The sequence below is a fragment of the Actinacidiphila glaucinigra genome, from assembly GCF_900188405.1.
GTDB lineage: Bacteria > Actinomycetota > Actinomycetes > Streptomycetales > Streptomycetaceae > Actinacidiphila > Actinacidiphila glaucinigra.
On record NZ_FZOF01000022.1, the window covers coordinates 101,179 to 126,150 of the forward strand.

Genomic DNA, 24,972 nt, shown 5'->3' on the forward strand with positions numbered 1-24,972 from the left:
TCAATCCACCAGGCCGGGAAGGCACCCGCACCCGGGGTCGAGGGAGCGCCACGCGTACGGCGGCCTGCTGACCGCCTGCGCGAGCAGCCACGTCGTGGCCTCCGCCAAGCCGCGCGCCGAGTCGGCGGGAGTGTCGTAGGAGCGCTCGCTCACGGCGAGGGTGTGCCCGCCGCAGTCCTTTTCGCGGTCGCACGGCACCCTGACCTCCGCCTCGACGTCCCATGGCGGGCCCCAGCGCAGATCCCAGAGGCAGCGCCGCGGGAAGTACAGCCGTGCGTGGAAGGACACCTCGGGCAGCTCGGCGCAGCCGAAGACCCCGCGAGCACATGGCCCTCAAGCCTGAGGTACTCCAGGCCGCTTCCGGTGCGGCCGGCCCGGACGCCGAGGTGCCCGGCCAGCCGGGAGACCCGCGCATCGGCGTCGGCCAGCGCCTCCGCCACCGCATCGGTGGTCTCCAACTCCGGGAACACCCAGTGCACATCGCCTCGGCCGAGCGGGATGGCCTCCTCCACAGGGGCAAGTGTGACCCCACACCCGAGCGAGTCCAAGCCCACGCGCACAGGCCGCCGTCGGACGTGCTTCGCGGTCGGCCCGCGACCGGGGGACGGGTCCCAGGCGGACCGGAAGCCGCACTCGGAACCATCGCGCGGAAAACACGTGGCCGCTCCACCACCCCACGTGCCAAGGTGAAGCCACCGAAGGGGTGTAGCTCAGTCCGGCCAGAGCAGCGGACTCCAAACCCGCATGCCGCAGGTTCAAATCCTGTCGCCCCTGCAAACGATGGAAGCGGCCCCGGCCGCACGCGAGCCCCGTCCGCACCGCGGACGGGGCTCGTCCCGTGGGGGAGCGCGATCAGGTGCGGGTGGCCGTCACGCACCCGGTCGGGATGTCGTCGATGGCCTTGCCCTTCGCGTAGGGGTCCAGTGACGTCCCCTTCGGCGCCTTGGCGGCCGCCGCGTGGTAGAGCGGGTGGACGTAACCGTCCTCCGGCGCCCCGCAGTCGGCGTTGACGACGAGCCGCTCGCTCCCGCGCAGGGCCAGCCGGCCGTGGCTCGGGGTGAGGGTCACCTCGCGTCGGACGATGACGCGGGCGGCTTCCGGCGCCCCCGGGACGATCTCCCAGCCGCCGTGGTTCTTCGTGACCGCGTACACGAAGGTGTAGTCGGCGTGCACCAGGAGCTCCCCGGACGGGGCGACCTCGTAGGTCATCGTCCCCCGCGACTTCACCGCGCCCTTGACGACCGCCTCCTCGTCCGGGTCGAAGCGGGTGAAGACGTCCAGCGGGCTGTGCTTCTCGTCGGGGTGCTGCAGCGCGGCCTCAAGTGCCGCGGTTCCGGGATCGCGCGGGTCGAGGAGGTCCATCGCGGCCGACGGCCGGCCTCCCGCGAGCGGTTCGGGCGTCACGTTGGACTCGAGCAGGAACTCCCTGCTGTGGCGCAGCGCGGCGGCCACCTCGGTCACGCTGTGGTCGCCGGCGGCCTCGGCCTTCGGGGCCACGACGCCGGCCGCACCGTCCTCCCACGCTGCGGCGGGCGAACCACGGAAGGGGAGGCGGACCGTCGCGGGCCACTCGTCGGGCCACATGTCCTCCTGGAGCGCCTGGGGCGCGTACGGCTCGTTCGCCGGACGGTCCCCGGTCACGGACGCGAGCCACACCCCGAAGCCGGTCAGGACAAGCGCCCCGGCGCACCCGATGAGCACGGCCTTCCGGCGTCTGCGCGCCTTGTCGAGGCGCAGCGCCTCCTCTCGTCCCGGGTCCTGCCGCTCCGCGCGCAGGCGGGTGACGAAGTCCGCAGGTTCCGACATCCTCTGTTCCCTCCCCATTTCACCTTCCAGGCCGGTACCGCACAGCCGCACATGCGCCGCGGCACACCTCACAGCGGCCGCCGCTTGCCGGCCGGCCGGAAACGTCACAGGTGAGGGGTACGCGCGGGCGCCCGTGGCGCCGGCCTCCCGCCCCCGAGGGGCGGTGACGACGGGCGAAGTTACCGGCAGTCCCGCCGGACGCCAACGGGCTTTCCGGCGGGCGCGCCCGGATGCTGGTCGTTTGGCCGCGTTTCCTCGGGTCCGTGATCACCGAATCGTTACGGCGGTCGGGCCGCAACGCCCACCACCGCGGCCGTTGACCTGCTGGAACACGGGGCAGGGCCGGACCCTCGGGCGTTCCGCCTGCGCCGGCCGGTGGTGATGCGGTTGAGTGTGTGCCGTGGACGCGCAGGTGTGGACGTCACTTCTCGGTGTCGCGCTCGGTGGCGGCTTCTCCTTCCTGGCCCAGATCACCGCGGGCCGGCAGGCCGGCCGGAGCGGGATCAGGCGCCGGAGGCCGATGTGGCCGCGGCCCGCAGGACGGAACGGCCGGCGCTGCTCGGGGAGTTCACCGGCCTGGCGCAGCAGGGGGTGCGCCTCGCCGAGCAGCGGGAGGGCACCGGAGGCGACTGGGAGACCGCCGCGACGGCGGAGTGGCGGGCCGCGGCCCTGGGGCTGATCGACCGGACGTGGGTGTGTGAGCGGATGATCGCGGTCGTCTTCCCGGCGGACCTCTACCGGCGCGCCCGGGCGTACGGGACGGCGGTCGACCGGGTGCTGTGGCGCGAGTACGCCCACGTCGAGGTGTCGTCGCACGACCGCGTGCGCGGGCCGCGGCCGGCGTTCCTGGAGGCGGCCCGCGGGCAATCGGGCCGATGAACCGCGCGGTGTGCCGCCGCCCCCGGGCTCAGAGCCGGACCGTGAGCTCCACGGTCACGTCGTCCCCGGCCGTGATGCCCTGGGGTCGTCGCACGGCGCCCTTCAGCGGCAGCAGATAACAGCCGTCCTTGGGGAAGAGCGACGTGGTGAAGGCGGTGTCGCCGATGCGGGCCTCGACGGGGATGACGCCCCAGCCGTAGGTGACCGCCGCGGCCACCTCGCGGATGTGGGCGGACTCCTCGTCCGGCACGGTCGCGAAGTAGTACGGCGAGGGTCCGCGCCACTCGATCACGCGGCCGGCGAAGACGAGCTCCATGGGGTCCGTCCTGTTCCTGGAGGGGCGGCAAGACCGCCTCAGCGTACCGACGGCCCCCGGAGGGGTGGGGGATAGGTCCGTTTCCGTGGTGACTGATGGGGTTTCAGGAGTCAAACTGGTTGGCGATCAATTCACTTCCCATGGGTGAAACCGCAGGGCGACAACGTGACTTGAGCCTAGAATGGGGCTTCCGCGATCACCCCGCGTCCAGGGCGTGGGCAGGACTGTGAGGGACCGGATGAGCCAGGAGCGAGAGCCGCTGCCAACCGCGATCGACACCGGGATTCCCAGCGTCGCCCGGATGTACGACTTCCTGCTCGGGGGCAAGGACAACTACGCCATCGACCGCGAGGCCTCCGAGGAGCTGCTCAAGGTCGTCCCGAGCACCAAGGAACTCGCCGTCAACAACCGCAGGTTCCTGCAGCGCGTCGTGGGCGTGCTCGCCCGCGAGTACGGCATACGCCAGTTCCTGGACCACGGGTCAGGCCTGCCGACGCAGGACAACGTCCACCAGGTCGCCCAGCGCGTCGACCCGGCCTCGCGCGTCGTCTACGTCGACAACGACCCGATCGTGCTGGCGCACGGCCGTGCGCTGCTGGAGGAGAACGAGAACACGGCCGTCATCCAGGCCGACTTCCGTGACACCGACGGCATCTTCGGCCACCCCGAGGTGGAGCGGCTGATCGACTTCAGCCGGCCGGTCGCCGCGCTGTTCGTCTCGGTGATGCACTGCATCCCCGACGAGGACGACCCGGCGGCTCTCGTCAGGCGCGTCGCGGAGCGGCTGGCCCCGGGCAGCTTCCTGGTCGTCTGCCAGCTGGTCAGCGAGGACAAGTCGGTGCGCGACTTCGTCACCGAGTTCATGGACGCCAGCACCCAGGGCAACTGGGGCCGGGTCCGCCAGGAGAGCGACGTCCACGGCTTCCTCGACGGACTGCAGATCCTGGAGCCTGGGCTGGTGGAGGTGTCCACCTGGCGTCCCGACACCGACCTGGCGCCCCGTCAGGCAACCCAGGAGTGGATCGAGTTCGGCGGGGTCGGCCGCAAGGCCTGATCACCTCGGGGGTCCCGGGGCCGGTAGGCCGGCCCGGGGCCCGCGTCAGCTCACGACAGCTGCTTGAGGAAGTCGCGCAGGAAGCCCGGCGTGCGGACCGGCGGCTCGGCCTCGGCGCTGAGCCGGTCCATGACGGCCAGGTAGTTGTCGACGTCGTCCTGCTTGTCCAGGTAGAGCGAGCTGGTGAGCTGCTCCAGGTAGACGATGTCGGGCAGGTCCGGCTCCAGGAAACGCAGGATCGTCACCGGTCCGCCCGCGGTGGCGAGGCCGCCGACGCTGAACGGCGCGACCTGCAGTGTCACGTTCGGCATCGCGGCCGCCTCGATGAGCCGCTCGAGCTGGCGCGACATCACCTCGGCGCCGCCCAGCGGACGGCGCAGCGCCGCCTCGTCCACGACCGCCCACAGCCTCGGCGGGTTGGCCCCGTTCAGCAGGTGCTGGCGCTCCATGCGCAGCGCCACCCGGCGCTCGACCTCGACCCCGGACGCCCTGGGGTGCCCCAGCCGGATGACGGCGCGGGCGTACTCCTCGGTCTGCAGCAGGCCGGGGACGAACTGCACCTCGTACGTACGGATGACGGAGGCGGCCTCCTCCAGGCCCACGAGCGTCTCGAACCAGCCGGGGAGCACATCGGCGTAGCGGTGCCACCAGCCGGGCGTGTTGGCCTGCCGGGCGAGCTTGAGGAAGTCCGCGCGCTCGGTCTCGTCGGTGACGCCGTAGAGGGACAGGAGGTCGGCGACGTCCCGCTCCTTGTAGCCGACGCGGCCCAGTTCGAGGCGGCTGATCTTGGCGTGGGAGCCGCGGATCGAGTCACCCGCCGCTTCGCGGGTGATGCCCCGGGACTCCCTCAGCCTCCGCAGCTGGGTGCCGAGCACGATACGCAGAACCGTCGGACCACCGCGCGGGTGCTCCAGGTACTGCCTTATCGACGGTTCGTTGCTCGGCCGCGTCGCGGTCATGCCGGCTCCCGTGGTGACTGGGCGGACCGCCAGTGTCTCACTGAGTGGCGCCCGAATACAGCCGCATCTTATGGCATGCCGACGTTTTGTCAGCCCGTCATGTCATCGAAGTCCCCGTCCTTCACGCCGCCGAGGAAGGCCTCGATCTCCGCGCGCGTGTAGATGAGCGCAGGTCCGCCCGGGTGCCGGGAGTTGCGCATCGCGAAGCCTCCGCCGGGCAGCGCCGTCAGCTCGACGCAGTTGCCGCTGGGGTTGCTCCGGCCGCTCTTCCTCCAGACCGCGCCCTCGATGTCGGTGGCCGGTACGCCGTTGTCGAACTCCCGCATGGCTACGCCTCCTTGACGCGCCATCTGCACGTGCAGATGCACGTGCAGATGTACTTACTCTTGCACTTACGACTGTAATTGCAGATGTGCTTGCACGGGTAGGGATCCGACGGGGATAGTGGTGGACGCAGACAGCACCGCGCCCCCCGCCCGACAGCTCTGCGGAGTTCCCGATGACCACGCATCCGGCGATCCCCCTCGACTTCGGCCTGACCGAGGACTCAGGGTCACGCTTTGCCGCGTGCGGCCTGAGCGGTGACCTCCATGCCGCAGGTTCCGCACGGCAGTTCACGCGTGCCACCCTGAGCAACTGGGGGATGCTCGCGATCGTCGACACCGCCTCGATCGTGGTGTCGGAGATGCTCACCAACGCCGTCCGCTACGGCCTCGACGACCCGGCGTACGCGCCGTTGTCCAGCCGGCCGGTCTGGCTGGGTCTGCTCCGCCGTGAGGAGGCCGTGCTCTGCACGGTCGCCGACCCCGGCACGGGCATCCCGGTGGTGAAGGAGCCGGACTGGTTCGCCGAGACCGGCCGGGGGCTGCACATCATCGACTCGCTCAGCGAGTCCTGGGGGTGGACACCGCCGGACGAGGCGGGCAAGTCCGTCTGGGCGCTGATCTCGGCGCCCATGTGACTTCCGCCCCGCGGCGTTGCGCAGAACGGACGCCGCGGGACGGGGGAACGGGGGAACGGGGGCCGGAAACGCCGCGGCGGGGCACCGGGGGGATGCCTCGCCGCGGCCGGACGGCTCTCCGCTCCGTTCCGCCGGCCCGGACGCCCGACCGGCCGGACCCGGACCCGGACTCCCCGGGTGGGGCGTGACCAGGACAACAGCGGCGCTCCGTCCCCGAGGTCGGTTCATGACCGCGCCTTTGCCTTTCCGGGGAAAGGAATTCACCTCTCGTTGACGCACCGCCAATTTCGGCCGCCCTCCGCCCGAAGTCGCCGGACGGCCGTGTGTTAGCGTTCCGGAGGTTCACGCGCGACAACGATGTCAGATGCTCCGGGCCCATGGACGTGACGCGTCCGCGACGGAAAGCCCCTGGTCCGACGGGTGGCGCTCCCGGAGCCCGGCGTGGCACGCCCGTTCTCCGAGTTCCACAGAAAAGCACTGCGAATCATGGAAGAAAGCCGCGCGGTCTGGCTCCCCTATCGGTCCGGTGAATTTCCCGGGCCGCTGCCCGACAGCCTGTCGTACCACTTCTGGGACGGCCTTTCGGCCTTCCCGTCCGATCCCCGGGACGTACGGTTCGCCGTCGTCCCGCCCGTCCCGGACAAGCAGCACGAGATCCTGGACCGGCTGCTGCGCCGTGCCGAGCGGCTGGAGGTCCTGCAGGTCCTCAGCTCCGGGCACGACTACCTCGCCCCCTTCCTCGGGCTGCTCCCTTCCGGCAGCCGCGTCGCCACGGCCAACGGTGTGCACGGCGAGGCCACGGCCGAGCTGGCGGTGACACTGCTCCTGGCCTCCGAGCGCGGCCTCGACGACTTCTCCCGCCGGCACGCCCTGGGCCAGTGGCGGCCCCGCGTGTTCCCCACGCTCTCCGGCAAGGAGGTGCTGGTCGTCGGCCAGGGCGCGGTCGGGAAGGCCGTGGCGGCCAGGCTCGCCCCGTTCGGCTGCCGGGTGGTCAGGCTGGCACGCACCGCGCGCGACACGGCGGACGGCCACGTGCACGGGTTCGCCGACCTTTCCTCGCTGCTCCCCTCCGCCGACGCCGTCGTACTGTGCGCGCCCCTGACGGACGAGACCCGCGACCTGATGGACGCGTCCCGCCTCGCCCTGATGAAGGACCGGGCCGTCCTGGTCAATGTGGCCAGGGGGGAGATCGTCGACACGCAGGCGCTGGTGCGGGAGGCCGGGCGCGGGCGGCTGCGCGTCGCCCTGGACGTCACCGCGCCGGAGCCGCTGCCCAGCGGTCACCCGCTGTGGTACCTGCCCGGCGTCCTGATCACCCCGCACGTCGGGGCCTTCACCGACGCCTTCACCCCCGCCTCACTCGCCTTCATCACGCAGCAGCTGCACCGCTACGCGCACGGCGAGCCCCTGGTGAACGTCCTGCCCCAGATGGCCGCGGCGCACTGAGCGGCCCCGGCCCCCGGGAACCTCCCGGGGGCCGGGGCGCCCGGCGCGTCACCCCCACGGGGCGGCGTGTTCCGCCATAAGGAACTCGCCTGGCCTGTCGCGGCGGCCTTCGGGCGCCGCGTTGGTGAGATGTCCGGATGGAACTGCGGGAGTTGCGTGTCTTCGTCGCCGTCGTGGAGGAGGGCGGGATGTCGGCCGCGGCGCGGCGGCTGCACGTCAGTCAGTCGGCGCTGTCGCAGACCGTCACCGCTCTGGAGCGGCAACTCGGCGTCAAACTCCTGGTGCGGTCCAGTTCAGGGGTGCGGACGACGGAGGCCGGGGCGACGCTGCTCTCCGAGGCCCGGGCCGTGCTCGCCCGCCACGACCAGGCCGTACGGGCGATGGCGGCGCTGACCTCCCAGGGCGAGGGCACCCTGCGTCTGGGCGTTCCGCTGGAGCTGCCGCCCGACCTGCTCACCCCGGTGCTCACCGAGCTGTCCCGGGCCTACCCCGACACCCGGGTGCAGGCCCGCCATCTGTCCACGGCGGCCCAACTGGAGGCGCTGCAGGCGGACGAGCTCGACGTCGGGCTGATGCGTGAGCGCCCGGCCGGGCCGGAGTTCGACGCGATGCTGGTCGTCAGGGAGAACCTCGGGGTGCTGCTCGGGGCCGAGCAGGCGGCCGAACTCGCCGGCCCGCACGGCGTACGTCTGGAGGCCCTGGCGGGGCTGGAGTGGGTCGGCTTCCCCCGCGCCGGCAGTCCCGCCTGGTGGGACGAGCTGACCTCGGTGCTGCGCAGCCACGGTCTGGACGTGGGTCCCGAGACGGATGCGGTGGAGCCGCTGATCGCGGAGGTGAAGCTGGCGGCCGTGATCACGGGGCGGGCGTTCGCGCTGGCCCCGCCGAACTGGGCGCAGCCGATCCCCGAGACCGTCATGTGGTCGCCGCTGGTCGGAGACCCCCTGGTCCGCAGGACCTGGGCCGTGTGGCCGTCCAGCTGCCGCCGGCGCGACCTCGGCCATTTCATCGCCGCCTTCGAGCAGCCGGCCTCGCCGTAGGCGTCCGGCTACGGCGAGGGCGTGGACGCCGCCCCGGACGCGGCGGCACGGTGCCGGTGCCGGGCGGCCTTGGCGTTGTTGCCGCAGCGCTCCATGGAGCACCACTTGCGCGGCTTTCCGTTGCCGGGGTCGAGGTAGACCATGCCGCAGACCTCCGCCGCGCAGGTGCGCAGCCGGTCCCGCAGGCGGGGGTCGGTCACCAGGGCGATCAGGTCGCGGGCGACGACCGAGAGCAGTTGGGCGGAGGACAGCGGTTCCGTGCCGGCGGCCGGACGCCCCTCGGAGTCGACGCGGAGACGGGGTGCCGGCGGCTCGACGCGCGCCAGGTCGTTGAGCCGACGGACGGATTCCGGTCGGGGCGCGCGGCCGCCCACGGCCGCGGTGGCGACGTCGGTGGCGGCGGAGCGCAGTTCGTGGAGGGCTCCGAGCAGGGCCGTCGGGTCCTCGCCGTCCCGCACGGTCAGGCCGGTGCCGTGGCACCAGGCGCGGAGCCGGTCGTGGTCGCCCAGTCGCTCCACGGGGGTGCTCGGGCGGCGGCCCACGGTGGCGACGAGGTCGAGCGACAGCGAGCCGCCGTCGAAGCGCAGTTCACGGGCCCTGGCCGTGACGCGGGTGCGGGGAGTGGCCGGTGCGCGCTCGCTCATGTGACAATAGTAACCCTGAAGACGGTCACCAAGCCATCGGCCGAACCGGGAAGGGACATGCCATGCGCATAGCGGTCGTGGGAGCGGGCGGTGTCGGGGGCTACTTCGGCACCCGTCTCGCGCAGGCGGGCAACGAGGTCACCTTCGTCGCCCGCGGCAGGCATCTGGAGGCGATCCGTGCCAACGGCGGCCTGGTCGTCCGCAGTCCGCTGGGGGAGTTCCGGGCACCGGCCGACCGGTTCGTGCCGGACATCGGCGACGTCGGCCCCGTCGACGTGGTGCTGGTCGCGGTCAAGTTGTGGGACACCGAGGACGTCGCGGAACGACTGCGCGGCCTGGCCGAAGCGGGCGCGCGCGTGATCTCCCTGCAGAACGGCGTCCGGAAGGACACCGTTTTGCGCCGCCACCTGCCGCCCGAGGCGGTGTGGGGCGGGGTCTGCTACATCTCCGCAGTCATCGAGGAGCCCGGCGTCGTCTCCCACCGCGGGACGATGCAGAAGCTGGTCTTCGGTCCGTACGACGGGGAGGGGACCGCCCGGGCGGAGGAGTTCCGCGCGGTGTGCGAGAAGGCCGGCGTCGACGCGGAGGTCAGCGCCGACATCGCCCGGGTCGTGTGGGAGAAGTTCGTGTTCCTCACGGGGCTGTCGGGCACCACGTCGGCCGTGCGGCAGCCGATCGGCGTCGTCCGTGCCGACCCCGCGACACGCGGGCTGCTGCGCGACGTCATGGCGGAGGCCGTCGCCGTCGGCCGGGCCTCGGGCGTACGCCTGGAGGAGTCCTTCGTCGACGAGCAACTGGCCTTCTGCGACACGTTGCCCGCCACGATGACCTCCTCCATGCACAACGACCTGGAGCGGGGCAACCGCCTGGAACTGCCCTGGCTCAGCGGAGGCGTCGCCGACCTCGGCCGGGAGCTGGGCGTCCCCACCCCCCGCAACCGCACCCTGGCCGACATCCTCGCGCCCTACGTGCCCGGCCGGCCGCGCCTGCCGTGACCGACCGCGGCCGGGTGCGTCCTGCGCCGCCGGCGGGGTAGACGTACCGGGCAGTCACCGGAGGGGAGAGGGAACATGGCCGAGGACGTCGCCGGGATCGTGCGCAGGGTGGTCGCCGGGTGCGCGCACGTGGCGCCGGAGGAGATCGGGCCGGACACGACCTTCGCCCAGCTGAGCCTGGGCGACCGGGCCAAGCAGCGTGCCGCCGACGCCGTCGAGCGCGAGGTCGGCGTGATGCTGCTCGCCGACGAGGTCGAGCGGATGGGCACCGTACGGGACCTGGTCGAGCACGTCGCCGGCAAGCGCGCCGAGCAGGAGGCCGCGGAGGCCCCCTGACGCCCGTGCTCCGCGGGGTGTCCCGTACGGCCCCGGATCCCCTCAGGCGGAAGCGGCGGCGGCCGCGTGGACGCGGATCTTCGACTGGCCGTGCCCGCGCAGCTCCCAGTCGTCCATGAAGCGGGCGCGCAGCCCGTGCCGGGCGGCCAGCCCCACCAGCGTCTCGGTGCGGTAGTAGAAGTCCTCGTGCAGCACGTGGTGTTCCTTGCCCTCGGTGCGGTCGAACGTGAAGTCGAACCACCCGCCCGGGGCCAGGATCCGGGCCACGTGGGCCAGGCACTCGTCGATGACCTCCAGCGGCGAGTGGGAGAAGACGCTGTGCGCGTGGACCACGTCGAAGTGGCGGTCCGGCAGGAAGTCGAAGGTCAGGTCGTGGGTGAGCGTGAGGTACGGCAGCTTGCGCTGCAGGCCCTGCGCGGTCACGGTGCGCTTGGCGGCGATCAGGATGTCGGGGGAGATGTCGATGCCGTAGTAGTGGCCCGCGTCGAGGTAGTCGATGAGGAGCCGGCCCGCGCGCAGGTTGCCGCAGCCGATGTCCAGCAGCCGGTGCCGCGGCGACAGGCCGTGTTCGCGGAGGTAGTCGAACTGCATCGCGCCCAGCGCCAGCCAGCGGTCGTGGCTGCCGCTGCCGACGGCGGCCTCGGGGTCGCGGGCGGTGTCGCTCGCCATGACGGCCCGGTAGTACGCCACGTGGTCGCGGTGCCGGTGGGCGAGCCAGCGGTCCCGTGCGGCCCGGCGCGCGTGCGCGACGACCCGCGTGGGGTGCCGGAGGGCGTAGCCGACCTTGTGGGTGAGGCTCGTCCGGTCGGCCCGGAGGTTCTTCCTGGTGGCCATGCGGGTGCTCCCTCGGAGGGTCACGGGACGGGTGTGCTTTCGTCCCCTCCCGGGAGGCTGCCACGCGGCGCCCTCGTCGTTCCCCCGCCGAACGGGTGGTGCGGATACGTGTGCGGGGCGCCCCCGGCCGGGGGCGCCCCGCACACGACGGACCCGGCTCAGCCGGTGAGGCGGTTGATCTGGCGGAGCTTGTTGGTGGCGTCCAGGGCCGCCACCTTGTACGACTCGGCGAGGGTCGGGTAGTTGAACACCGCGTCGACCAGGTAGTCGACCGTGCCGCCGCAGCCCATCACCGCCTGGCCGATGTGCAGCAGCTCGGTGGCGCCGGTGCCGAAGCAGTGGACGCCCAGCAGGGTGCGGTCCTCCGTCGACACCAGCAGCTTCAGCATGCCGTGCGAGTCGCCGATGATCTGGCCGCGGGCCAGCTCCCGGTAGCGCGAGATGCCCACCTCGAAGGGCACGTTGTCGTCGGTGAGCTGGTCCTCCGTACGTCCGACGAAGCTGATCTCCGGGATCGTGTAGATGCCGATCGGCTGCAGCCCGTGCATCGCGTTCACCGGTTCGCCGCAGGCGTGGTAGGCGGCGAGCCGGCCCTGCTCCATGGAGGTGGCCGCGAGCGCCGGGAAGCCGATGACGTCGCCGACGGCGTAGATGTGGGGCACGGAGGTGCGGTAGTGCTCGTCGACGGATATGCGGCCCCGCTTGTCGGCGGCGAGTCCCGCCTTGCCGAGGTCGAGGGCGTCGGTGAGGCCCTGCCGTCCGGCCGAGTACATGACGGCGTCCGCGGGGATCTTCTTCCCGCTCTGCAGGACGGTGAGGGTGCCCGTCGGATGCCGTTCCACGGCTGCCACGGTCTCGCCGAAGCGGAAGGTCACGGCGAGGTCCCGCAGGTGGTACTTGAGCGCCTCGACCACCTCGACGTCGCAGAAGTCCAGCATCCCGTCACGCTGTTCGACCACCGTCACCTTGCTGCCCAGCGCCGCGAACATCGAGGCGTACTCGATGCCGATGACGCCTGCGCCGACGATGACCATGGAGCGCGGCACCCGGTCCAGGTTGAGCACGCTGTCGGAGTCCATCACCGTGCGGTCGTCGAACTCCACGGTCGACGGGCGGGCCGGGCGGGTACCGGTGGCGATGACGATGTTCTCGGCGGTCACCAGCACCTCGCGGCCGGACGGGTCCTCCACGGCGACCGTGTGGTCGTCGGTGAAGCGGCCGGTCCCGGTGAGCATGGTGACGCGGTTGCGGGAGAGCTGACTGCGGATCACGTCCACCTCGCGGCTGACCACGTGCTGGGTGCGCGCGGTGAGGTCCGCGATGGTGATGTCCTCCTTGAGGCGGTAACTCTGGCCGTACAGATCCCGCTGGGTGAGCCCGGTCAGGTAGAGCACGGCCTCGCGAAGGGTCTTGGACGGGATGGTGCCGGTGTGGATGGAGACCCCGCCGACCATGTCGGGGCGGTCGACGACGGCGACCCGGCGGCCCAGCTTGGCCGCGGCGATGGCGGCCTTCTGGCCACCCGGGCCGGATCCGATGACGAGCAGGTCGAATTCGGTCACCGGACGAGTCTGTCAGGCCACGGCGCCCCCGGGAAAGGGCTGACGGAGATGCGGCCGGGAGCATCCCCGAGCCCCCCGGCACGGGTACGTGACCCGTGCCCGGGGGCCCGCCGGGGGACGGGGTATGCGGGGTCCGGCCGGGCCGGGGTCCAGCGGTGGGGTTTCAGCGGGCCTGGGCGGGGGTGACGACCTCGGTGATGCCGCGGGCGGCCAGGTGCTCGGCGTCCGCGGCCCGGTCGGCCAGCACCAGGGCGGGCCGTACGCCCTGAGCGGTCAGCGCGGCCCAGGCCTCGAACACCTCGCCGCCGGGGGCGCAGCCGGCCCGCCGGGGGGCCGTCAGGCTGTCGCCCACGTCGACGACGAGCGCGGTCGTCCGGGGCCGCGGCGCGTACCCGCGGTCGCGCAGCTCCGCCACGGCACGGGCCACGGCGGTGCCCGCCGGCTTGATCTCGCGGTCGTTGGTGAGGAGCCCGAGCGTGTACTCGAGTTCGGGGAAGTCGGCGAGCGACCGGGCGACGTCGTGCGAGCACCACCAGGTCACCCCCCACACGTCCGCGCAGTCCAGGGCGCCCTCGATGGTGGCGGTGGCGAACGCCGCAGCGTGCTCGGGCGGCACCACGGGCGCGGGGGCGCCGACCTCCTGCAGCCAGACCGGGCGGTGCGGATCGGTGGCCCACGCCTTGGACAGCTCGATCATGTACGCCGCGTGGTGCTCGGTGGCGACGCCGGCGTGGCCGTGACGCTGGGCCGTGCCGTTGAAGACCCAGGAGTGGACGGCGGTCGCGAAGCCGAGCCGGGCGGCCTGCGCGGGGGTGAAGGCGTGGTCGTCCTGGTACCAGGCGGCGTCGTACTCGGCGTGCAGGTGGAGCTTGCCGGGCGCGCCCCGCTCGCAGGCGTCGAGCATGAGGCGCAGCCAGGCGTCCGCCTCGGCCGGACCGATGGGGTCCGGGTCCGGGTGCGGCGGGCCGGAGAACTGGTTGATCTCGTTGCCGACCGTCATGCCGAGGAAGTTGGGCCGGTCGGCGAGCGCGGCGGCGAGGGTGCGCAGGTACTCGGCCTCGGCGGCGACGACGTCCGGGTCGGTGAAGATGTTCCGGCGGTGCCAGGTGGCCGTCCAGGAGGGCAGGAAGTCGAAGCTCGACAGGTGGCCCTGCAGGCCGTCCACGTTGACGTCCAGGCCGTGTTCGGCCGCGGCGTCCACCAGCGCGACCAGCTGCTCGACGGCGCGCGGCCGGATCAGGGTGCGGTTGGGCTGGAACAGCGGCCACAGGGGGAAGACCCGGATGTGGTCCAGACCGAGGCGGGCGACGGAGTCCAGATCGGCACGGACGGCGTCGATGTCGAAGTCGAGCCAGTGGTGGAACCAGCCTTGGCTGGGCGTGTAGTTGACGCCGAAGCGCGGTGTCATGGCGGTTCCCGTGTTCGTACGAGCTGGGCGGGCGCGCGGCGGCAGGCCGGTGGTCGCGGGGCGGTCGGGGGATCCGTCCCGTGACCGGCGCGGCTGGGGGAGTCGCCGCCGCGCGCCCACGACAAGGTGGCACCGCGCCCCGGGAAAGTCAACTCGCCTCTCTCACTTGTTCCTTGGGGTGAAGAAGTAGCAGGTCAACGGTGTGCGGCCGGAATTCGGGCGTCAGCACTAATGCGCTTTAGGGACGCGTCGCTCAAGCGCTTTAGTACGCGGCCTTCCCCGGCTGGGGGATACTGGTGCGCGCGTCGCGCCGCCCGGGGCCCGGCGCGCACGACGTCACGCGGACGATCCTGAGGGGGCCCACGATCGCGGCGCACGAGCCACCGGTGGAGCCGCCGCCCGCTGCCCGGACCGGACGGCGCGTCCCCGCCCGGCGCCCCACGATGAAGGACATCGCCCGGCGGGCCGGCGTCTCCGAGAGCGCCGTGTCCTTCGCCCTCAACGACCGCCCCGGGGTCTCCGAGACCACCCGCAGCCGGGTGCGCAGGGTCGCCGACCAGCTCGGCTGGCGGGCCAGCACCGCCGCGCGGGCCCTGTCGGGGGAGGGCGCCGCGACCGTGGGCCTGGTGCTCGCCCGCCCGGCGAGCTCACTGGGCATCGAGTCGTTCTTCCTCCAACTCGTCTCGGGCATCCAGGAGGTGCTCTCCGAACGCCACCTCGGCCTGCTCTTCCGGGTGGTCGCGGGAGCGGAGGAGGAGTGCGCCGTCTACCGCAGGTGGTGGGCCGAGCAGCGGGTCGACGGGGTCATCGTGGTGGATCCGCGGATCGGCGATCCCCGGCCGGCCCTGCTGGACTCCCTGGGCCTGCCCGCGGTGGTGGTCGGCGGCCGCGAAGTCGACCGCGAGCCGCAGGAGCCCGTCCCGTACCCGGTGATCTCCACCGTCCGGGTGGACGACGCGGCCGCCATGGGCGCGATCGTCGAGCACCTCGCGGGGCTGGGCCACCGCCGTGTCGTGCACGTCGCGGGCCTGGCCGGTCTGGCGCACACCACGCGCCGGGTCGCCTCGCTGCGGGCCGGGGCGGCGAGCCTGGGGATGTCAGCGGTCCGCTCGGTCACGACCGACTACTCCGAGGGCCAGGGTGCCGAGGCCACCCGCCTCGCGCTGGCCGGGCCCGAGCCGCCCACGGCGATCATCTACGACAACGACGTGATGGCGGTCGCGGGCGCCGGTGTGGCGCTCGGCATGGGCCTGTCCGTGCCGCGCGACCTGTCCGTCGTCGCCTGGGAGGACTCGGCGCTCTGCCGCGCCACGCACCCCCGCCTGACCGCACTTGACCGCGACGCGACGGCCTTCGGCCGGCGCGCGGCGGAGGAACTCGTCGGCCTGCTCGGCGGCCGCCCGGCCCGTGACGTGGCCCAGCCGACCCCGGAACTCGTCGTCCGCGACAGCACGGCGCCGCCGCTGCGCGGCTGAGCGCCCGGCCGGGCACGTCGGGCGGTCAGTCTCCGGATATGCCGAAGAAGCCGACGTGCGTGGGTTCTCCGTCCGAGTGGAGAAGCACATAGTGCCCGGTCCAGCGCAGCTCCTGCTCGTGGATCAGAGTCGTGTCCTCAGCTCTTCTTGACCTGCGTGACCTACGTGACCTGAGGGAGGAGGGGTCCTTGGCACGCGCCATGGCGTCCTCGAACTGCTGTGGGGTCGGCTCTGCCGTCCCGAAGTGGTGCACCAGCCTTTCGGGGCGCAGCGGGCGCAGCGTGCAGTAGTCCCAGTCGCCCCTGCCGGGGCCCGCGGGTGTGTCGACGATGCGGTGGACGTCCAATATCGAGTGGGTGCCCGAGTCCGCCATCGACTCGTCGGCGTAGAGCTCCGCGCGATCGCGATACTCCTCACCGTCGCCGTAGAGCTCCTGGAAGACCTGCTCGTGCAGCCCTTCGAGCGTGGCTTCGACGCTCCCGCGGTACGGCGTGACGTAGTCCCAGCCGGTGGCGCCCATCGCCTGTCTCCCATCGTCAGCGATCATCCCGCCTCACGGTAGGGCGCCGGTCTGACAGCGGGCATGCCCGCGTCCCGCGTGCGGCGCGGGTCCGCTCAGGCCGGTACGTCCGCGGTGGGGCGGGGCCGGGCGCTGGGGCCCGGGGTGCGGTCGACCTCTTCGGGGGCGCCGATCACATGGCCCTCGTCGCAGACCAGCCGGGCCCGTACGGGCGCGCCGCAGTCGTGGTGGGTGGCCAGCAGAGCCGGGCCCTCGGGGTCGGCGAGGTACTTGTCGCCCCACTGCCGCAGCGAGGTGAGCAGCGGGTAGAGGTCCCGGCCCTTCTCGGTGAGCACGTACTCGGCACGCCGCCGGGCGCCGGGCTCCTGGTACGTGTGCAGTTCGAGGAGCCCGTGGTCGACCAGGCCGCCCAGCCGGTCCGCCAGCACCGAGCGGGAGACACCGAGGTGGTCCTGGAGGTCGCTGAAGCGCCTGATCCCGCGGGTGACATCGCGAAGGATGAGCAGCACCCAGGACTGGCCGACGAGCCCGACGGCCCGCCCGACGGAGCAGTTCGAGGTGTCCTGGTCGAGGTATTCCATGCTCGGATCCTACCTGAGTTCTCAGATAGAACTCAGGCGTGGTAGCGTGCCCGTCAGCTAGGTTCGAAAGTCGAACTCAGCCGGGAAGGGAACAGCTCATGAGGAGCCCGAGCGCCGCCACGGACCAGGCCGTCAGTGCGGGTGCGTCCGACGCCGCGACCATCGTGAGGACACCGGAAGCGGGGGAGGCGAGGAAGCGGTGGATCGGCTTCGTCGTCGCGAGCCTCGGCCAGATGGCGATGTTCGTGAACATCACCCAGACCACCGCCGTCCTCGCCCCGCTCCAGCAGGACCTGCGGGTGTCCGGCGCCCAGCTGGTGTGGATCGCCGGGATCTACTCGATGATGGTGGCCAGCTTCGTGCTCTCCGCCGGGACCGTCGGCGACCGCTTCGGCCGCCGGCGCGTCTTCGCCCTCGGCATGGTGCTGCTCGGCGGCGGCAGCCTCGTCACCTCACTGGCCTCGGGAGCCTCGGGCGTCATCGTCGGCCAGGCCCTCATGGGCCTCGGCGGCGCCGCCATCCTGCCGAACAGCCTGTCCCTGGTGACGGGCATGTTCGCGGAGCCGCACGCCCGGACCCGGGCCGTCGGCATCTGGGTCGCCGTCTCCGGCATAGGCCTGGCCTTCGGGCCGGTGGCCGCGGGGCTGATCCTCGAGCGTTGGTCCTGGCACGCGGTGTTCCTGGTCAACGTCGTCCTGGCGGTGCTGGTCCTGGTGCTGACGCCCCGGTTCGTCACCGAGAGCCGGCAGCCCGGACGCCACCTCGACCCGCCCGGTCTCGTGCTCGCGGTGCTCGCCATCGGCGCGCTGAACTACGGCCTCGTCGAGGGCGGCCACACCGGCTTCGGCACCACCCACGCGATCACGGCCTTCGCGGTCGCCGCCGCCTCGCTCGCCGCCTTCGTCGTCCACGAGGCGCGCACCCCCACGCCCATGCTCAAGCTGCGGCTCTTCCGCGGCCGCTCCTTCGCCACGGCCAACGTCGTCGCGATGGTCGCCCAGTACGCCTTCGTGGCCACCGCCTTCGCCCAGGTGCTGTACTTCGAGCGGATCCGGCACGAGTCCATCCTCGACGCGGGCCTGCTGCTCCTGCCGCTGATGGGCTCCTACGTGCTGGTCAGCTACGTGGCCGCGGCGATCGCCCGCCGCATCGGCTTCAAGGCGACCCTGGGCATCGGCGCCCTGCTCGCCTCGGCGGGTACCCTGCTGATGACGGTCCAGACGCCCACCTCGTCGACGGAGGTGATCGTGCTGCTGATGGCGATGTTCGGTGCCGGCGCGGGCCTGGTCCTGCCGCCGAGCACGGCCGTGGCCGTCATCAGCGTGCCGCAGACCGACGGCGGCATGGCCAGCGGCACCGTCAACCTCTTCCGCCAGGTCGGCGGCACGCTCGGGGCGACCGTCACCGGCACCGTGCTCACCAGCGGCCTCGCCTCCCGGCTGCCCGGCGAACTCTCCGACCGCGGCGTCCCCTCCCGCCTCGCCGACCAGGTGACCCAGGCCGTCGGCACCGGTGCCCAGGGTTCCACCCTGCCGGCCGGGCTCCGGGACACCGTCACCGAGGCCGTCGGCGGCGCCTTCACCGGAGCCCTGCACCTGGCCGTGCTCATCCCCGGCGTGGGCCTGGCGGCCGCCGCCGTCGCCGCCCTCGTGCTGGTCGGCAACCGGCCCGCCCCGCAGCAGGCCCACTGACCCCGCCCGCGTCACAGGACGAACAGGAGAGAGCCACGATGACGGAGACCACCGAACCGGACCTCGACCCTGAGGCCGCAGGAGCCTTCCTGCGCGCCGTCGGACTGCACTACGACAAGATCAGCGCGCAGGAGGTCACCGCCCACCTGGAGGCCACCGAGGAGCACCACACCCCGTGGGGGATCACCCACGGCGGCCTCTACTCCACCGTCATCGAGAGCGTGGCGAGCGTCGGCGCCTCCTACGCCGTGCGGTCCGAGGGCCGGTTCGCCGTCGGCGTCGGCAACCAGACCGACTTCCTGCTCCCGTACGTCAGGGGCCGCCTCGACGTCCGCGGCACCCCGCTCCAGCAGGGCCGGAGCCTGCAGTTGTGGCTGGCGGTGATCACCGACGCGGCGGGCCGGCCGATAGCCCGCGGCCAGGTGCGGCTGTTCAACCGCTCCCTGCCCGTCTGACGGCGGGCAGGGAGCCCCGGGGCGCAGGGAAGCCGGGCGGCGGCCCCGTTCCCGCCCTTCAGGGCGCCGGGCGGATCTCCTGTGTGCAGCACTTGATGCCCCCGCCGGCCTTGTGGAACTCCGTGAGGTCGACGGGGACGGGCACGTAGCCCCGCCCCGCGAGCTGCTCGGCCAGCCCCGTCGCGGCGGGGGCCACGAACACGTGGAGCCCGTCCGACACCGAGTTGAGGCCGAACGCCAGCGCGTCGTCCGCGGTGGCGACGACCGCGTCCGGGAACATCCGGCGCAGCACCTCGCGGCTGCCGGGGGAGAACGCCTCCGGGTGGTACGCGATGTTCGCCGGCCCGCCCGCGGCCCCGTCGTCGAGGACGAACAGCGCGGTGTCCAGGTGGTAGAAGCGCGGGTCCACCAGCTGCAGGCCGATCGTCGGCACACCGAGGAACTCCTGCACCTCGTGGTGCGCCGCCCGGACGGTGCGGAAGCCCGTACCGGCCAGGACGAAACCGCCGACCGGCACCAGGTCGCCCTCCCCCTCGCAGACCGACACCGGGCGGTGCACGTCGAAACCCGCCGCCTTGAACCAGGCCGCGTACTCCTCGGCCTCCGGGCGGCGTTCGGGCGCGTGGAAGGACGAGCCGAACACCCGCCCCTCCACCACGAGCGCCGAGTTGGCGGCGAACACCATGTCGGGCAGCCCCGGGACCGGCTCGACGGACTCCACCGTGTGACCGTGCTCCCGGTAGGCCCGCACCAGCGCGGCCCACTGCTCACGGGCGAGGGCGGTGTCGACCCGCACGCCCTCCCGCATCCACGGGTTGATCGCGTAGCGCACATCGAAGTGGTCCGGCGGGCAGACCAGATAACGCCGGGGGCGGGCCACACGGTTCTCGGGCACGGCGAACTCCTCCGCTTCCTGCGGCAAGGCCGGGGGAACGGCTCAACGGTAGGAATCGGGGGCCGTGGGCGACAAGATCCGGACGCTGCGCGCACACGCAGCGATGCTGCGTCGAACAGCCCTTCAACGCAGGTCTGCTGCGCCCTCCGCGGCGGGCCGCGCCGCCCCCGCCTCCGGACTGTCGGGCAGCAGGTGCGACAGCACCATGTAACTGATCGTCTTCCGGATGAAGGGCTCGGTCCTGATCCGCTCCAGGACCTCCTCGAAGTGCTCGACGTCGGTCGCCCGGACGTGCAGCAGGGCGTCCGCGCCCCCGGTCACCGTCATCGCCGCCGTGATCTCCGGGTGGTTCCTGACGACCTCGGCCAGCCGCCGGGGCGGCGCCGCGCCCTCGCAGTACACCTCCACGTACGCCTCCGTCCGCCACCCGAGGGCCGCGGGCCGGACGGTGGCGGTGAACCCGGTGATGATCCCGGACTCGCGCAGCCGGTCCACCCGCCGCTTGACGGCGGTGGCCGACAGGCCGATGTCCGCGCCGATCTCGGCGAAACTCGTCCTGGCGTTCGCGATCAGAGCCGCGACGATCTTGCGGTCGAGCTCGTCGAACGGCACGGGTCTGTGGACCATGCCCCGCTCCTTCCCTCAGCCGTCCTGCTGGGCCGCGACCAGGGCGTCGCCGGTCTCCGTCCGGTAGTAGAGCACGGAACGCCCCGCCCGCCGGCGCCGCACCAGACGGGCGTCGAGCAGCACTTTCAGATGACGTCCCACCGAACCCAGCCCCTGGCCGGTCAGCGCGACCAGCTGGGTGGTGCTCATCGGCGTCGCGAGCAGCACCAGGACGGCCGCGCGCGCCGGGCCGAGCAGCGCGCCCAGCGCCTCGGGAACGCGCTGCCGGCCCGCCTCGGCCAGCGCCCCCGAGCACGGGTAGACCACCGCGTACCGCACGGGCTCGTCCCAGGACACCCAGCCGGTGCGCGGGGTGACGGGCACGAACATCAGCCGGGCGCCGGACAGGTCGCGCGGCGGGTAGTCCCGCGTGTTGATCTGCAACCGGCCCTCGCCGAGCCAGCGCATCCCCCGGCGCATGTCGTCCAGCGCCTCCGCCCAGCCGCCGCGGCCCAGTTGGGCGGTGCGCGCCACGATGTCGGCCTCGATGACCCGCCTGCGGCGCGGCCACTCCGGCAGCACCGTGTGCGTCCACACCCAGGCGACGAGGTCCGCCGCGCGCTCCGGCAGGTCCGCGCGGCGCAGCGGGTCGGGGAGCGGACCGCCGAGCGACACGGACAGATGCTCACGGGCGGCGTCCGGCGGGGTCTCCCGGATCCGCTCCAGCTCCTCCTCGAAGCCGGGAGCGCCCTCGCCGGAAGGCGTGGGAGTCAGGAAGTCGGCGTTCCAGGTGCGCCCCAGAGCGGCACGCACCAGCAGCCCGGTCACCGGGTCGGCGGCCAGCCGCTCCCGGTACGCCGGCAGGTGCGCGCCGAGCCAGCCGCGCTCCCCGGGGTGCGCGGCCGTGCCCCGGTCGAGCAGCTTGAGGGCCGCGATGGCCTCGGCCAGCGGGGAGACGACGAACCGGCTGCCCACCAGCGTCTCCGCGTTCACCACCCACCAGCCCATGCCCCGCCCTCCTCACCTTTCGCGCTCGCGCGAAACATTAACCGCCCGATCCGGCGCCGCCGAGACTCGGGTCCATGCGCACCTACCAAGAGCTCTTCCGCACACGGGAGTTCACCCCGCTGTTCCTGGTCTCCACCGGCCAGGTCGCGGCGCAGACGGTGAGCGGGCTGGCCCTGAGCACCCTGGTCTACGACGCCACGGGCTCGCCGCTGCTCTCCGCCGTCGCCATGTTCGGCCCGTCCCTCGCGCAGGTGGCGGGGGCGACGACCCTGCTGTCGGCGGCCGACCGGCTGCCGCCGCGCGCCGCGCTCGCCGCGGTCGCCCTGATCTTCGCCCTCGGCACCGCCGTACTGGCCGTCCCCGGCCTGCCGATCTGGGCCGTCTTCGTCATCCTTCCGGCCGAGGGACTGGTGGCGTCCCTGGGCGGCGGGGTGCGCTACGGACTGCTCCACGAGATCCTCCCCAAGGGCGGCTTCCTGCTGGGCCGTTCCGTGCTGAACATGGCGACCGGCACCATGCAGATCTGCGGCTTCGCCGCCGGCGGTCTGCTGCTCGCCGCCCTGTCCCCGCGCGGGGTCCTGCTCGCCGGCGCGGCCCTCTACCTCGCGGCCGCGGCCGCCGCCCTGACCGGACTGCGCCCCAGACCGCCGCGCGCGGGCGGCCGCCCCTCGGCGGCCGAGACCTGGCGGACCAACGTGCTGCTGTGGTCCGCCAGGCCGCGCCGCTACGTGTACCTCGCGCTCTGGGTCCCCAACGGCCTGATCGTCGGCTGCGAGTCGCTGTTCGTGCCCTACGCGCCCGAGAACGCCGGGCTGCTCCTGGCCGCCGCGGCCTGCGGCATGCTCGTCGGCGACACCATGGCCGGCCGGTTCGTGCCGCCATGGTGGCGGGAACGCGCGGGCGCCGCCCTGCGCCTGCTGCTCGCGGCCCCCTACCTGGTCTTCGCCCTGCACCCGGCGCTGCCCCTCGCGGCGGCCGTCGTCGCCCTGGCCTCCGTCGGCTACGCGGCGAGCCTGCTGCTGCAGGAGCGGCTGATGGCCCTCACCCCGGACGAACTCAGCGGTCACGCCCTCGGGCTGCACTCCTCGGGCATGCTCGCCTGCCAGGGCCTGGGCGCCGCCCTGGCCGGCGCCGTCGCCCAGCACACCTCCCCGGCGACCGCGATGACGGTCATGGCCGCGCTCTCCGTCACCGTCACCTTGGTGCTGGCCCCCGGCCTGCGCCCCGGCCCCGGCGGTGCCGTCACGCCCGCGGCGCCCGGCCCCGCGACCCGTCGTCCAGTCCCGTGACCCGCATCGTGATGTTCAGCCGGCCGGAGGCGAGACCGGTGGCCGGGTCGCCCGTGCCCGGGTGGACCTTCGGCACGGCGTGGTAGGCGAAGCGGGACGGGCCGCCGAAGACGAACAGGTCGCCGGAGGCCAGTTCCAGGTCCGTGTACGGGCGGTTGCGGTTCTCGGTGTTGCCGAAACGGAAGACGCAGGTGTCGCCGATGGTCAGCGACACGACGGGGGCGTCGCTGCGCTCGTCCTTGTCCTGGTGCATGCCGAGCCTGGCGTCGCCGTCGTAGAAGTTGATCAGCGCGGTGTCCGGGGTGTAGCCGTCGCCCGCCGCGGGGTCCTCGTAGGCCGCGACCAGGGCGCGGCGGCCAAGCTCCACCATCCAGTCCGGGAAGGGCGCGACCCGGGCGCCGTTCACGTCGTCCGCGGTACGGGTGTACCGGTACGGCTGCCAGTGCCAGCCGATGCAGACCGTACGCACCGACATCACTCCGCCGCGAGGGAGGCGGGTGTGCCGGATCGGCACCGGGCCCATCGCCCAGGCGCGGCAGGCGACGACCAGCTCACGCTGCTCGTCCAGGGTGAGCCAGCCCGGCACGTGCACCGCGCCCGGTGCCACCCGCAGCCGGGGCCGGGGGATGAGCGCGCTCACCGGGCACCGCCCTCGCCCGGGGCGGCCGCGGTCACCCAGCCCCGGTCCACGTGCCAGGTCCGGCCGTCCGGGGTCGCGCCGCGCAGGCCCTGGAGCGTCTCCGCCCCGGCGGCGGCCACCACGCGCGCGTCGCCGAGACGGGCGAAGCCGTACGTACGCGCCGGGTCCCATTGGGTGCTGCGCCGCAGCCTGCGGGCCAGCTGCGCCCACCCGGCCGGCGCCGCGGCCACCACCCAGGCGTCGGGCGCCGGCGCGGTCAGCCTTTGTGCGGCCCGCAGCCAGGAGGCGGCCCGTTCGGGCCAGTCCACGACGGCCGCGACGGTGCCACCCGATGCCTGCCACGCCGCGGCGAAGGCCTCGGCGGCGGCCCGGGAGGCGGCGTCCCGGCTGTGGCCGAGGGCGACGGCGCTCACCCTGGGGCGGGCGTCACCCAGCAGGCGCAGCAGCGCGGCGAGTTCGGTCCCGGTGTGCGGCGCCGGTCCCGGAACGCCGTCGAGCGCGGCCAGGTCCTCGGGCGGGACCAGCGGCGAGGCCGGTGCCGCTGCGGGTGCGTCGGGGTGGGTCATGGCGTTCCGCTCCGTCGGTGTCGCCTTCCATTGTCGGTACCGCTGCGGGAGGCAGCGGGCGCAGGGCCGGTACCCCGCGGCGACCGCCGTCGCCACGTCCGCGAAGAACACCCGCTCCCGCACGTATCCGCCGCGGGCGATGGCTCGCAGAGCGGCCGGGCAGTCGAGGCGGCCGTACAGCCGGCCGCGCCGGTGCCCGCCCAGCGCCCCGGGGACCGCGCTGCGGTACGGCAGCCCGTCCGGGCCGGTCAGCACGTACCGCGTCACGCCGCGTCGTGGAAGACCAGACCCAGGGTGTGGCGGCGGCCGTCGCGCACGGTGCTCACCCCGTGCCGCATCGGGCCTGCCGACCAGCCGCGGGCCGAGCGCACCGGCCGGTCGCGGGTGGTGAAGACCAGCGCGTGGCCCTGGGGCAGGGTGGTGGACGAGCCCCGGGTCTGCGCCCGCGGCCGCTGCTCCGTCATCAGGAACTCGCCGCCGCTGTAGTCGTCGCCGGGGACGTCGAGCCCGATCACCACCTGGAGCGGGAAGACGAGGTCCCCGTACAGGTCGCGGTGGAGCGCGTTCCAGTCGCCCGCGCCGTAGCGCAGCAGGATCGGCGTCGGGCGGGTCTGGCCGCCGTCGTGGCACATCGCCAGCCACTCGTCGAGGCTGTCGGGCCAGGGCGCGGGCTGCCGCAGCCGGGCCGCCCAGTCGCGGGCGATCGGCAGCAGCCGCGGGTAGAACGCCGCCCGCAGGGCCCGAACGGGCTCGGGGACGGGGTAGGCGAAGTAGCGGTACTGCCCCGAGCCGAAGCGGTGCCGTGCCATGTCGACGGTCGAGCGGAACCGCCCGGGCTCGTCGTAGAACGCGGCGACCGCCCGGCACTCGGCGGGGGAGAGGACCGGACGGGAGGTCAGGGCGCTCCCGTGGGCGTCGAGTCCGGCGGCCAGCGCCGGCCATTCCTCGGCGTCGACCCGCTCGCGCGGGGCTGCCGTGGGGTGTGTTGCGGCGGTGGTCATGGCGGTCG

At 73.2% G+C, this 24,972-nt stretch carries 28 protein-coding genes and 1 tRNA gene; 12 read left to right on the forward strand and 17 right to left on the reverse strand.

The genetic code is table 11. From position 1 onward, the window contains the following. The gene (locus CHF15_RS31795; protein WP_089227360.1) at nt 1-288 is read right to left on the reverse strand and encodes a hypothetical protein; all 288 of its coding nucleotides are present in this window, start codon (nt 286-288) and stop codon (nt 1-3) included. Between the two features lie 411 nt (nt 289-699). On the opposite strand from CHF15_RS31795, the gene CHF15_RS31800 reads away from it, so the two are divergent. Then, nucleotides 700-774 (forward strand) — tRNA-Trp (locus CHF15_RS31800). 78 nt (nt 775-852) lie between these two features. Here the strand turns inward: CHF15_RS31800 and CHF15_RS31805 are convergent. After that, nucleotides 853-1,806: a hypothetical protein gene (locus CHF15_RS31805; protein ID WP_089227361.1), complete on the reverse strand. Its 954-nt coding sequence runs from the start codon at nt 1,804-1,806 to the stop codon at nt 853-855. 522 nt (nt 1,807-2,328) lie between these two features. On the opposite strand from CHF15_RS31805, the gene CHF15_RS31810 reads away from it, so the two are divergent. Beyond that, nucleotides 2,329-2,685, forward strand: a complete 357-nt coding sequence (locus tag CHF15_RS31810) for a hypothetical protein (RefSeq protein ID WP_089227362.1) — start codon at nt 2,329-2,331, stop codon at nt 2,683-2,685. A 28-nt stretch (nt 2,686-2,713) separates the two neighbouring features. On the opposite strand, the gene CHF15_RS31815 is transcribed toward CHF15_RS31810, so the two are convergent. After that, the gene (locus tag CHF15_RS31815; protein ID WP_089227363.1) at nt 2,714-3,001 is read right to left on the reverse strand and encodes a DUF1905 domain-containing protein; all 288 of its coding nucleotides are present in this window, start codon (nt 2,999-3,001) and stop codon (nt 2,714-2,716) included. Nucleotides 3,002-3,239: 238 nt separating this feature from the next. Here CHF15_RS31815 and CHF15_RS31820 point away from each other — a divergent pair, with 238 nt between their 5' ends. After that, complete coding sequence (locus CHF15_RS31820; protein ID WP_089227364.1) at nt 3,240-4,055, forward strand: SAM-dependent methyltransferase; 816 nt, start codon at nt 3,240-3,242, stop codon at nt 4,053-4,055. A gap of 50 nt (nt 4,056-4,105) precedes the next feature. Here CHF15_RS31820 and CHF15_RS31825 read toward each other — a convergent pair whose 3' ends face one another. Together CHF15_RS31825 and CHF15_RS31830 are read right to left on the reverse strand one after the other, a co-directional pair. Then, nucleotides 4,106-5,014 carry a helix-turn-helix domain-containing protein gene (locus CHF15_RS31825; RefSeq protein WP_089227365.1) on the reverse strand — a complete coding sequence of 303 codons (909 nt, stop codon included), beginning with the start codon at nt 5,012-5,014 and terminating at the stop codon, nt 4,106-4,108. Nucleotides 5,015-5,103: 89 nt separating this feature from the next. Then, nucleotides 5,104-5,340: a DUF397 domain-containing protein gene (locus tag CHF15_RS31830; RefSeq protein WP_018559317.1), complete on the reverse strand. Its 237-nt coding sequence runs from the start codon at nt 5,338-5,340 to the stop codon at nt 5,104-5,106. 173 nt (nt 5,341-5,513) lie between these two features. On the opposite strand from CHF15_RS31830, the gene CHF15_RS31835 reads away from it, so the two are divergent. The 3 genes from CHF15_RS31835 (at nt 5,514) to CHF15_RS31845 (ending at nt 8,458) form a co-directional block, all read left to right on the forward strand. Then, nucleotides 5,514-5,975 (forward strand): ATP-binding protein, encoded by a 462-nt coding sequence (locus CHF15_RS31835; protein ID WP_089227366.1) that lies wholly within the window; start codon nt 5,514-5,516, stop codon nt 5,973-5,975. 486 nt (nt 5,976-6,461) lie between these two features. Then, nucleotides 6,462-7,421 (forward strand): NAD(P)-dependent oxidoreductase, encoded by a 960-nt coding sequence (locus CHF15_RS31840; protein WP_089227432.1) that lies wholly within the window; start codon nt 6,462-6,464, stop codon nt 7,419-7,421. A gap of 137 nt (nt 7,422-7,558) precedes the next feature. Then, the gene (locus CHF15_RS31845; protein ID WP_089227367.1) at nt 7,559-8,458 is read left to right on the forward strand and encodes a LysR family transcriptional regulator; all 900 of its coding nucleotides are present in this window, start codon (nt 7,559-7,561) and stop codon (nt 8,456-8,458) included. A gap of 8 nt (nt 8,459-8,466) precedes the next feature. On the opposite strand, the gene CHF15_RS31850 is transcribed toward CHF15_RS31845, so the two are convergent. Further along, entirely contained in the window at nt 8,467-9,102 is a 636-nt protein-coding gene (locus CHF15_RS31850; RefSeq protein ID WP_089227368.1) for a CGNR zinc finger domain-containing protein, read from the reverse strand. Nucleotides 9,103-9,164: 62 nt separating this feature from the next. On the opposite strand from CHF15_RS31850, the gene CHF15_RS31855 reads away from it, so the two are divergent. Both CHF15_RS31855 and CHF15_RS31860 read left to right on the forward strand, forming a co-directional pair. Further along, the gene (locus CHF15_RS31855; protein ID WP_089227369.1) at nt 9,165-10,097 is read left to right on the forward strand and encodes a 2-dehydropantoate 2-reductase; all 933 of its coding nucleotides are present in this window, start codon (nt 9,165-9,167) and stop codon (nt 10,095-10,097) included. A 75-nt stretch (nt 10,098-10,172) separates the two neighbouring features. Continuing rightward, on the forward strand, nt 10,173-10,433 hold the full coding sequence (locus CHF15_RS31860) for an acyl carrier protein (RefSeq protein ID WP_089227370.1): 261 nt from the start codon (nt 10,173-10,175) through the stop codon (nt 10,431-10,433). A gap of 42 nt (nt 10,434-10,475) precedes the next feature. Here CHF15_RS31860 and CHF15_RS31865 read toward each other — a convergent pair whose 3' ends face one another. From CHF15_RS31865 to CHF15_RS31875, 3 genes are all read right to left on the reverse strand, one after another. Next, nucleotides 10,476-11,267 carry a class I SAM-dependent DNA methyltransferase gene (locus CHF15_RS31865; protein WP_089227371.1) on the reverse strand — a complete coding sequence of 264 codons (792 nt, stop codon included), beginning with the start codon at nt 11,265-11,267 and terminating at the stop codon, nt 10,476-10,478. 158 nt (nt 11,268-11,425) lie between these two features. After that, nucleotides 11,426-12,829, reverse strand: coding sequence for a Si-specific NAD(P)(+) transhydrogenase (sthA, locus tag CHF15_RS31870; protein ID WP_089227372.1), 1,404 nt, complete (start codon nt 12,827-12,829; stop codon nt 11,426-11,428). A gap of 163 nt (nt 12,830-12,992) precedes the next feature. Then, nucleotides 12,993-14,237, reverse strand: a complete 1,245-nt coding sequence (locus CHF15_RS31875) for a glycoside hydrolase 5 family protein (RefSeq protein WP_089227373.1) — start codon at nt 14,235-14,237, stop codon at nt 12,993-12,995. Nucleotides 14,238-14,680: 443 nt separating this feature from the next. On the opposite strand from CHF15_RS31875, the gene CHF15_RS31880 reads away from it, so the two are divergent. Beyond that, nucleotides 14,681-15,712 (forward strand): LacI family DNA-binding transcriptional regulator, encoded by a 1,032-nt coding sequence (locus tag CHF15_RS31880; protein WP_179280058.1) that lies wholly within the window; start codon nt 14,681-14,683, stop codon nt 15,710-15,712. A gap of 25 nt (nt 15,713-15,737) precedes the next feature. Here the strand turns inward: CHF15_RS31880 and CHF15_RS31885 are convergent, their stop codons facing one another. Then, entirely contained in the window at nt 15,738-16,259 is a 522-nt protein-coding gene (locus CHF15_RS31885) for a hypothetical protein (protein WP_245939142.1), read from the reverse strand. A 68-nt stretch (nt 16,260-16,327) separates the two neighbouring features. Next, nucleotides 16,328-16,813 carry a winged helix-turn-helix transcriptional regulator gene (locus tag CHF15_RS31890; protein WP_089227374.1) on the reverse strand — a complete coding sequence of 162 codons (486 nt, stop codon included), beginning with the start codon at nt 16,811-16,813 and terminating at the stop codon, nt 16,328-16,330. 98 nt (nt 16,814-16,911) lie between these two features. Between CHF15_RS31890 and CHF15_RS31895 the strand changes: the two genes are divergently transcribed. After that, nucleotides 16,912-18,504 carry an MFS transporter gene (locus CHF15_RS31895; RefSeq protein WP_089227375.1) on the forward strand — a complete coding sequence of 531 codons (1,593 nt, stop codon included), beginning with the start codon at nt 16,912-16,914 and terminating at the stop codon, nt 18,502-18,504. A gap of 38 nt (nt 18,505-18,542) precedes the next feature. Then, on the forward strand, nt 18,543-18,959 hold the full coding sequence (locus CHF15_RS31900) for a PaaI family thioesterase (RefSeq protein ID WP_089227376.1): 417 nt from the start codon (nt 18,543-18,545) through the stop codon (nt 18,957-18,959). 58 nt (nt 18,960-19,017) lie between these two features. On the opposite strand, the gene ddaH is transcribed toward CHF15_RS31900, so the two are convergent. The 3 genes from ddaH to CHF15_RS31915 form a co-directional block, all read right to left on the reverse strand. Then, nucleotides 19,018-19,854, reverse strand: coding sequence for a dimethylargininase (ddaH, locus tag CHF15_RS31905; RefSeq protein WP_089227435.1), 837 nt, complete (start codon nt 19,852-19,854; stop codon nt 19,018-19,020). 123 nt (nt 19,855-19,977) lie between these two features. After that, nucleotides 19,978-20,481: an Lrp/AsnC family transcriptional regulator gene (locus tag CHF15_RS31910; RefSeq protein ID WP_089227377.1), complete on the reverse strand. Its 504-nt coding sequence runs from the start codon at nt 20,479-20,481 to the stop codon at nt 19,978-19,980. A gap of 15 nt (nt 20,482-20,496) precedes the next feature. Further along, nucleotides 20,497-21,468: an ArsR family transcriptional regulator gene (locus tag CHF15_RS31915; RefSeq protein ID WP_089227378.1), complete on the reverse strand. Its 972-nt coding sequence runs from the start codon at nt 21,466-21,468 to the stop codon at nt 20,497-20,499. A 74-nt stretch (nt 21,469-21,542) separates the two neighbouring features. On the opposite strand from CHF15_RS31915, the gene CHF15_RS31920 reads away from it, so the two are divergent. After that, the gene (locus tag CHF15_RS31920; RefSeq protein ID WP_089227379.1) at nt 21,543-22,757 is read left to right on the forward strand and encodes an MFS transporter; all 1,215 of its coding nucleotides are present in this window, start codon (nt 21,543-21,545) and stop codon (nt 22,755-22,757) included. On the opposite strand, the gene CHF15_RS31925 is transcribed toward CHF15_RS31920, so the two are convergent. Genes CHF15_RS31925 through CHF15_RS31940 form a run of 3 tightly spaced genes read right to left on the reverse strand, consistent with a single transcriptional unit; the run spans nt 22,711 to nt 24,964 of the window. Beyond that, entirely contained in the window at nt 22,711-23,397 is a 687-nt protein-coding gene (locus CHF15_RS31925) for an alpha-ketoglutarate-dependent dioxygenase AlkB family protein (protein ID WP_089227380.1), read from the reverse strand. The genes CHF15_RS31920 and CHF15_RS31925 overlap by 47 nt on opposite strands. Further along, on the reverse strand, nt 23,394-24,230 hold the full coding sequence (locus CHF15_RS31930; RefSeq protein ID WP_245939143.1) for an Ada metal-binding domain-containing protein: 837 nt from the start codon (nt 24,228-24,230) through the stop codon (nt 23,394-23,396). Before CHF15_RS31930 ends, CHF15_RS31925 begins: the two co-directional genes overlap by 4 nt. Continuing rightward, nucleotides 24,227-24,964: a 2OG-Fe(II) oxygenase gene (locus CHF15_RS31940; protein WP_089227381.1), complete on the reverse strand. Its 738-nt coding sequence runs from the start codon at nt 24,962-24,964 to the stop codon at nt 24,227-24,229. Before CHF15_RS31940 ends, CHF15_RS31930 begins: the two co-directional genes overlap by 4 nt. Nucleotides 24,965-24,972: the final 8 nt, after the last annotated feature.

Excerpts from the sequence above, each read along its gene's own strand:
- CHF15_RS31805 (WP_089227361.1), bottom strand. The coding sequence starts at position 1,806 with ATGTCGGAACCTGCGGACTTCGTCACCCGCCTGCGCGCGGAGCGGCAG.
- CHF15_RS31815 (WP_089227363.1), bottom strand. The coding sequence starts at position 3,001 with ATGGAGCTCGTCTTCGCCGGCCGCGTGATCGAGTGGCGCGGACCCTCG.
- CHF15_RS31820 (WP_089227364.1), top strand. The coding sequence starts at position 3,240 with ATGAGCCAGGAGCGAGAGCCGCTGCCAACCGCGATCGACACCGGGATT.
- CHF15_RS31825 (WP_089227365.1), bottom strand. The coding sequence starts at position 5,014 with ATGACCGCGACGCGGCCGAGCAACGAACCGTCGATAAGGCAGTACCTG.
- CHF15_RS31830 (WP_018559317.1), bottom strand. The coding sequence starts at position 5,340 with ATGCGGGAGTTCGACAACGGCGTACCGGCCACCGACATCGAGGGCGCG.
- CHF15_RS31835 (WP_089227366.1), top strand. The coding sequence starts at position 5,514 with ATGACCACGCATCCGGCGATCCCCCTCGACTTCGGCCTGACCGAGGAC.
- CHF15_RS31840 (WP_089227432.1), top strand. The coding sequence starts at position 6,462 with ATGGAAGAAAGCCGCGCGGTCTGGCTCCCCTATCGGTCCGGTGAATTT.
- CHF15_RS31845 (WP_089227367.1), top strand. The coding sequence starts at position 7,559 with ATGGAACTGCGGGAGTTGCGTGTCTTCGTCGCCGTCGTGGAGGAGGGC.
- CHF15_RS31850 (WP_089227368.1), bottom strand. The coding sequence starts at position 9,102 with ATGAGCGAGCGCGCACCGGCCACTCCCCGCACCCGCGTCACGGCCAGG.
- CHF15_RS31855 (WP_089227369.1), top strand. The coding sequence starts at position 9,165 with ATGCGCATAGCGGTCGTGGGAGCGGGCGGTGTCGGGGGCTACTTCGGC.
- CHF15_RS31860 (WP_089227370.1), top strand. The coding sequence starts at position 10,173 with ATGGCCGAGGACGTCGCCGGGATCGTGCGCAGGGTGGTCGCCGGGTGC.
- CHF15_RS31865 (WP_089227371.1), bottom strand. The coding sequence starts at position 11,267 with ATGGCCACCAGGAAGAACCTCCGGGCCGACCGGACGAGCCTCACCCAC.
- CHF15_RS31875 (WP_089227373.1), bottom strand. The coding sequence starts at position 14,237 with ATGACACCGCGCTTCGGCGTCAACTACACGCCCAGCCAAGGCTGGTTC.
- CHF15_RS31880 (WP_179280058.1), top strand. The coding sequence starts at position 14,681 with ATGAAGGACATCGCCCGGCGGGCCGGCGTCTCCGAGAGCGCCGTGTCC.
- CHF15_RS31885 (WP_245939142.1), bottom strand. The coding sequence starts at position 16,259 with ATGATCGCTGACGATGGGAGACAGGCGATGGGCGCCACCGGCTGGGAC.
- CHF15_RS31890 (WP_089227374.1), bottom strand. The coding sequence starts at position 16,813 with ATGGAATACCTCGACCAGGACACCTCGAACTGCTCCGTCGGGCGGGCC.
- CHF15_RS31895 (WP_089227375.1), top strand. The coding sequence starts at position 16,912 with ATGAGGAGCCCGAGCGCCGCCACGGACCAGGCCGTCAGTGCGGGTGCG.
- CHF15_RS31900 (WP_089227376.1), top strand. The coding sequence starts at position 18,543 with ATGACGGAGACCACCGAACCGGACCTCGACCCTGAGGCCGCAGGAGCC.
- CHF15_RS31910 (WP_089227377.1), bottom strand. The coding sequence starts at position 20,481 with ATGGTCCACAGACCCGTGCCGTTCGACGAGCTCGACCGCAAGATCGTC.
- CHF15_RS31915 (WP_089227378.1), bottom strand. The coding sequence starts at position 21,468 with ATGGGCTGGTGGGTGGTGAACGCGGAGACGCTGGTGGGCAGCCGGTTC.
- CHF15_RS31920 (WP_089227379.1), top strand. The coding sequence starts at position 21,543 with ATGCGCACCTACCAAGAGCTCTTCCGCACACGGGAGTTCACCCCGCTG.
- CHF15_RS31940 (WP_089227381.1), bottom strand. The coding sequence starts at position 24,964 with ATGACCACCGCCGCAACACACCCCACGGCAGCCCCGCGCGAGCGGGTC.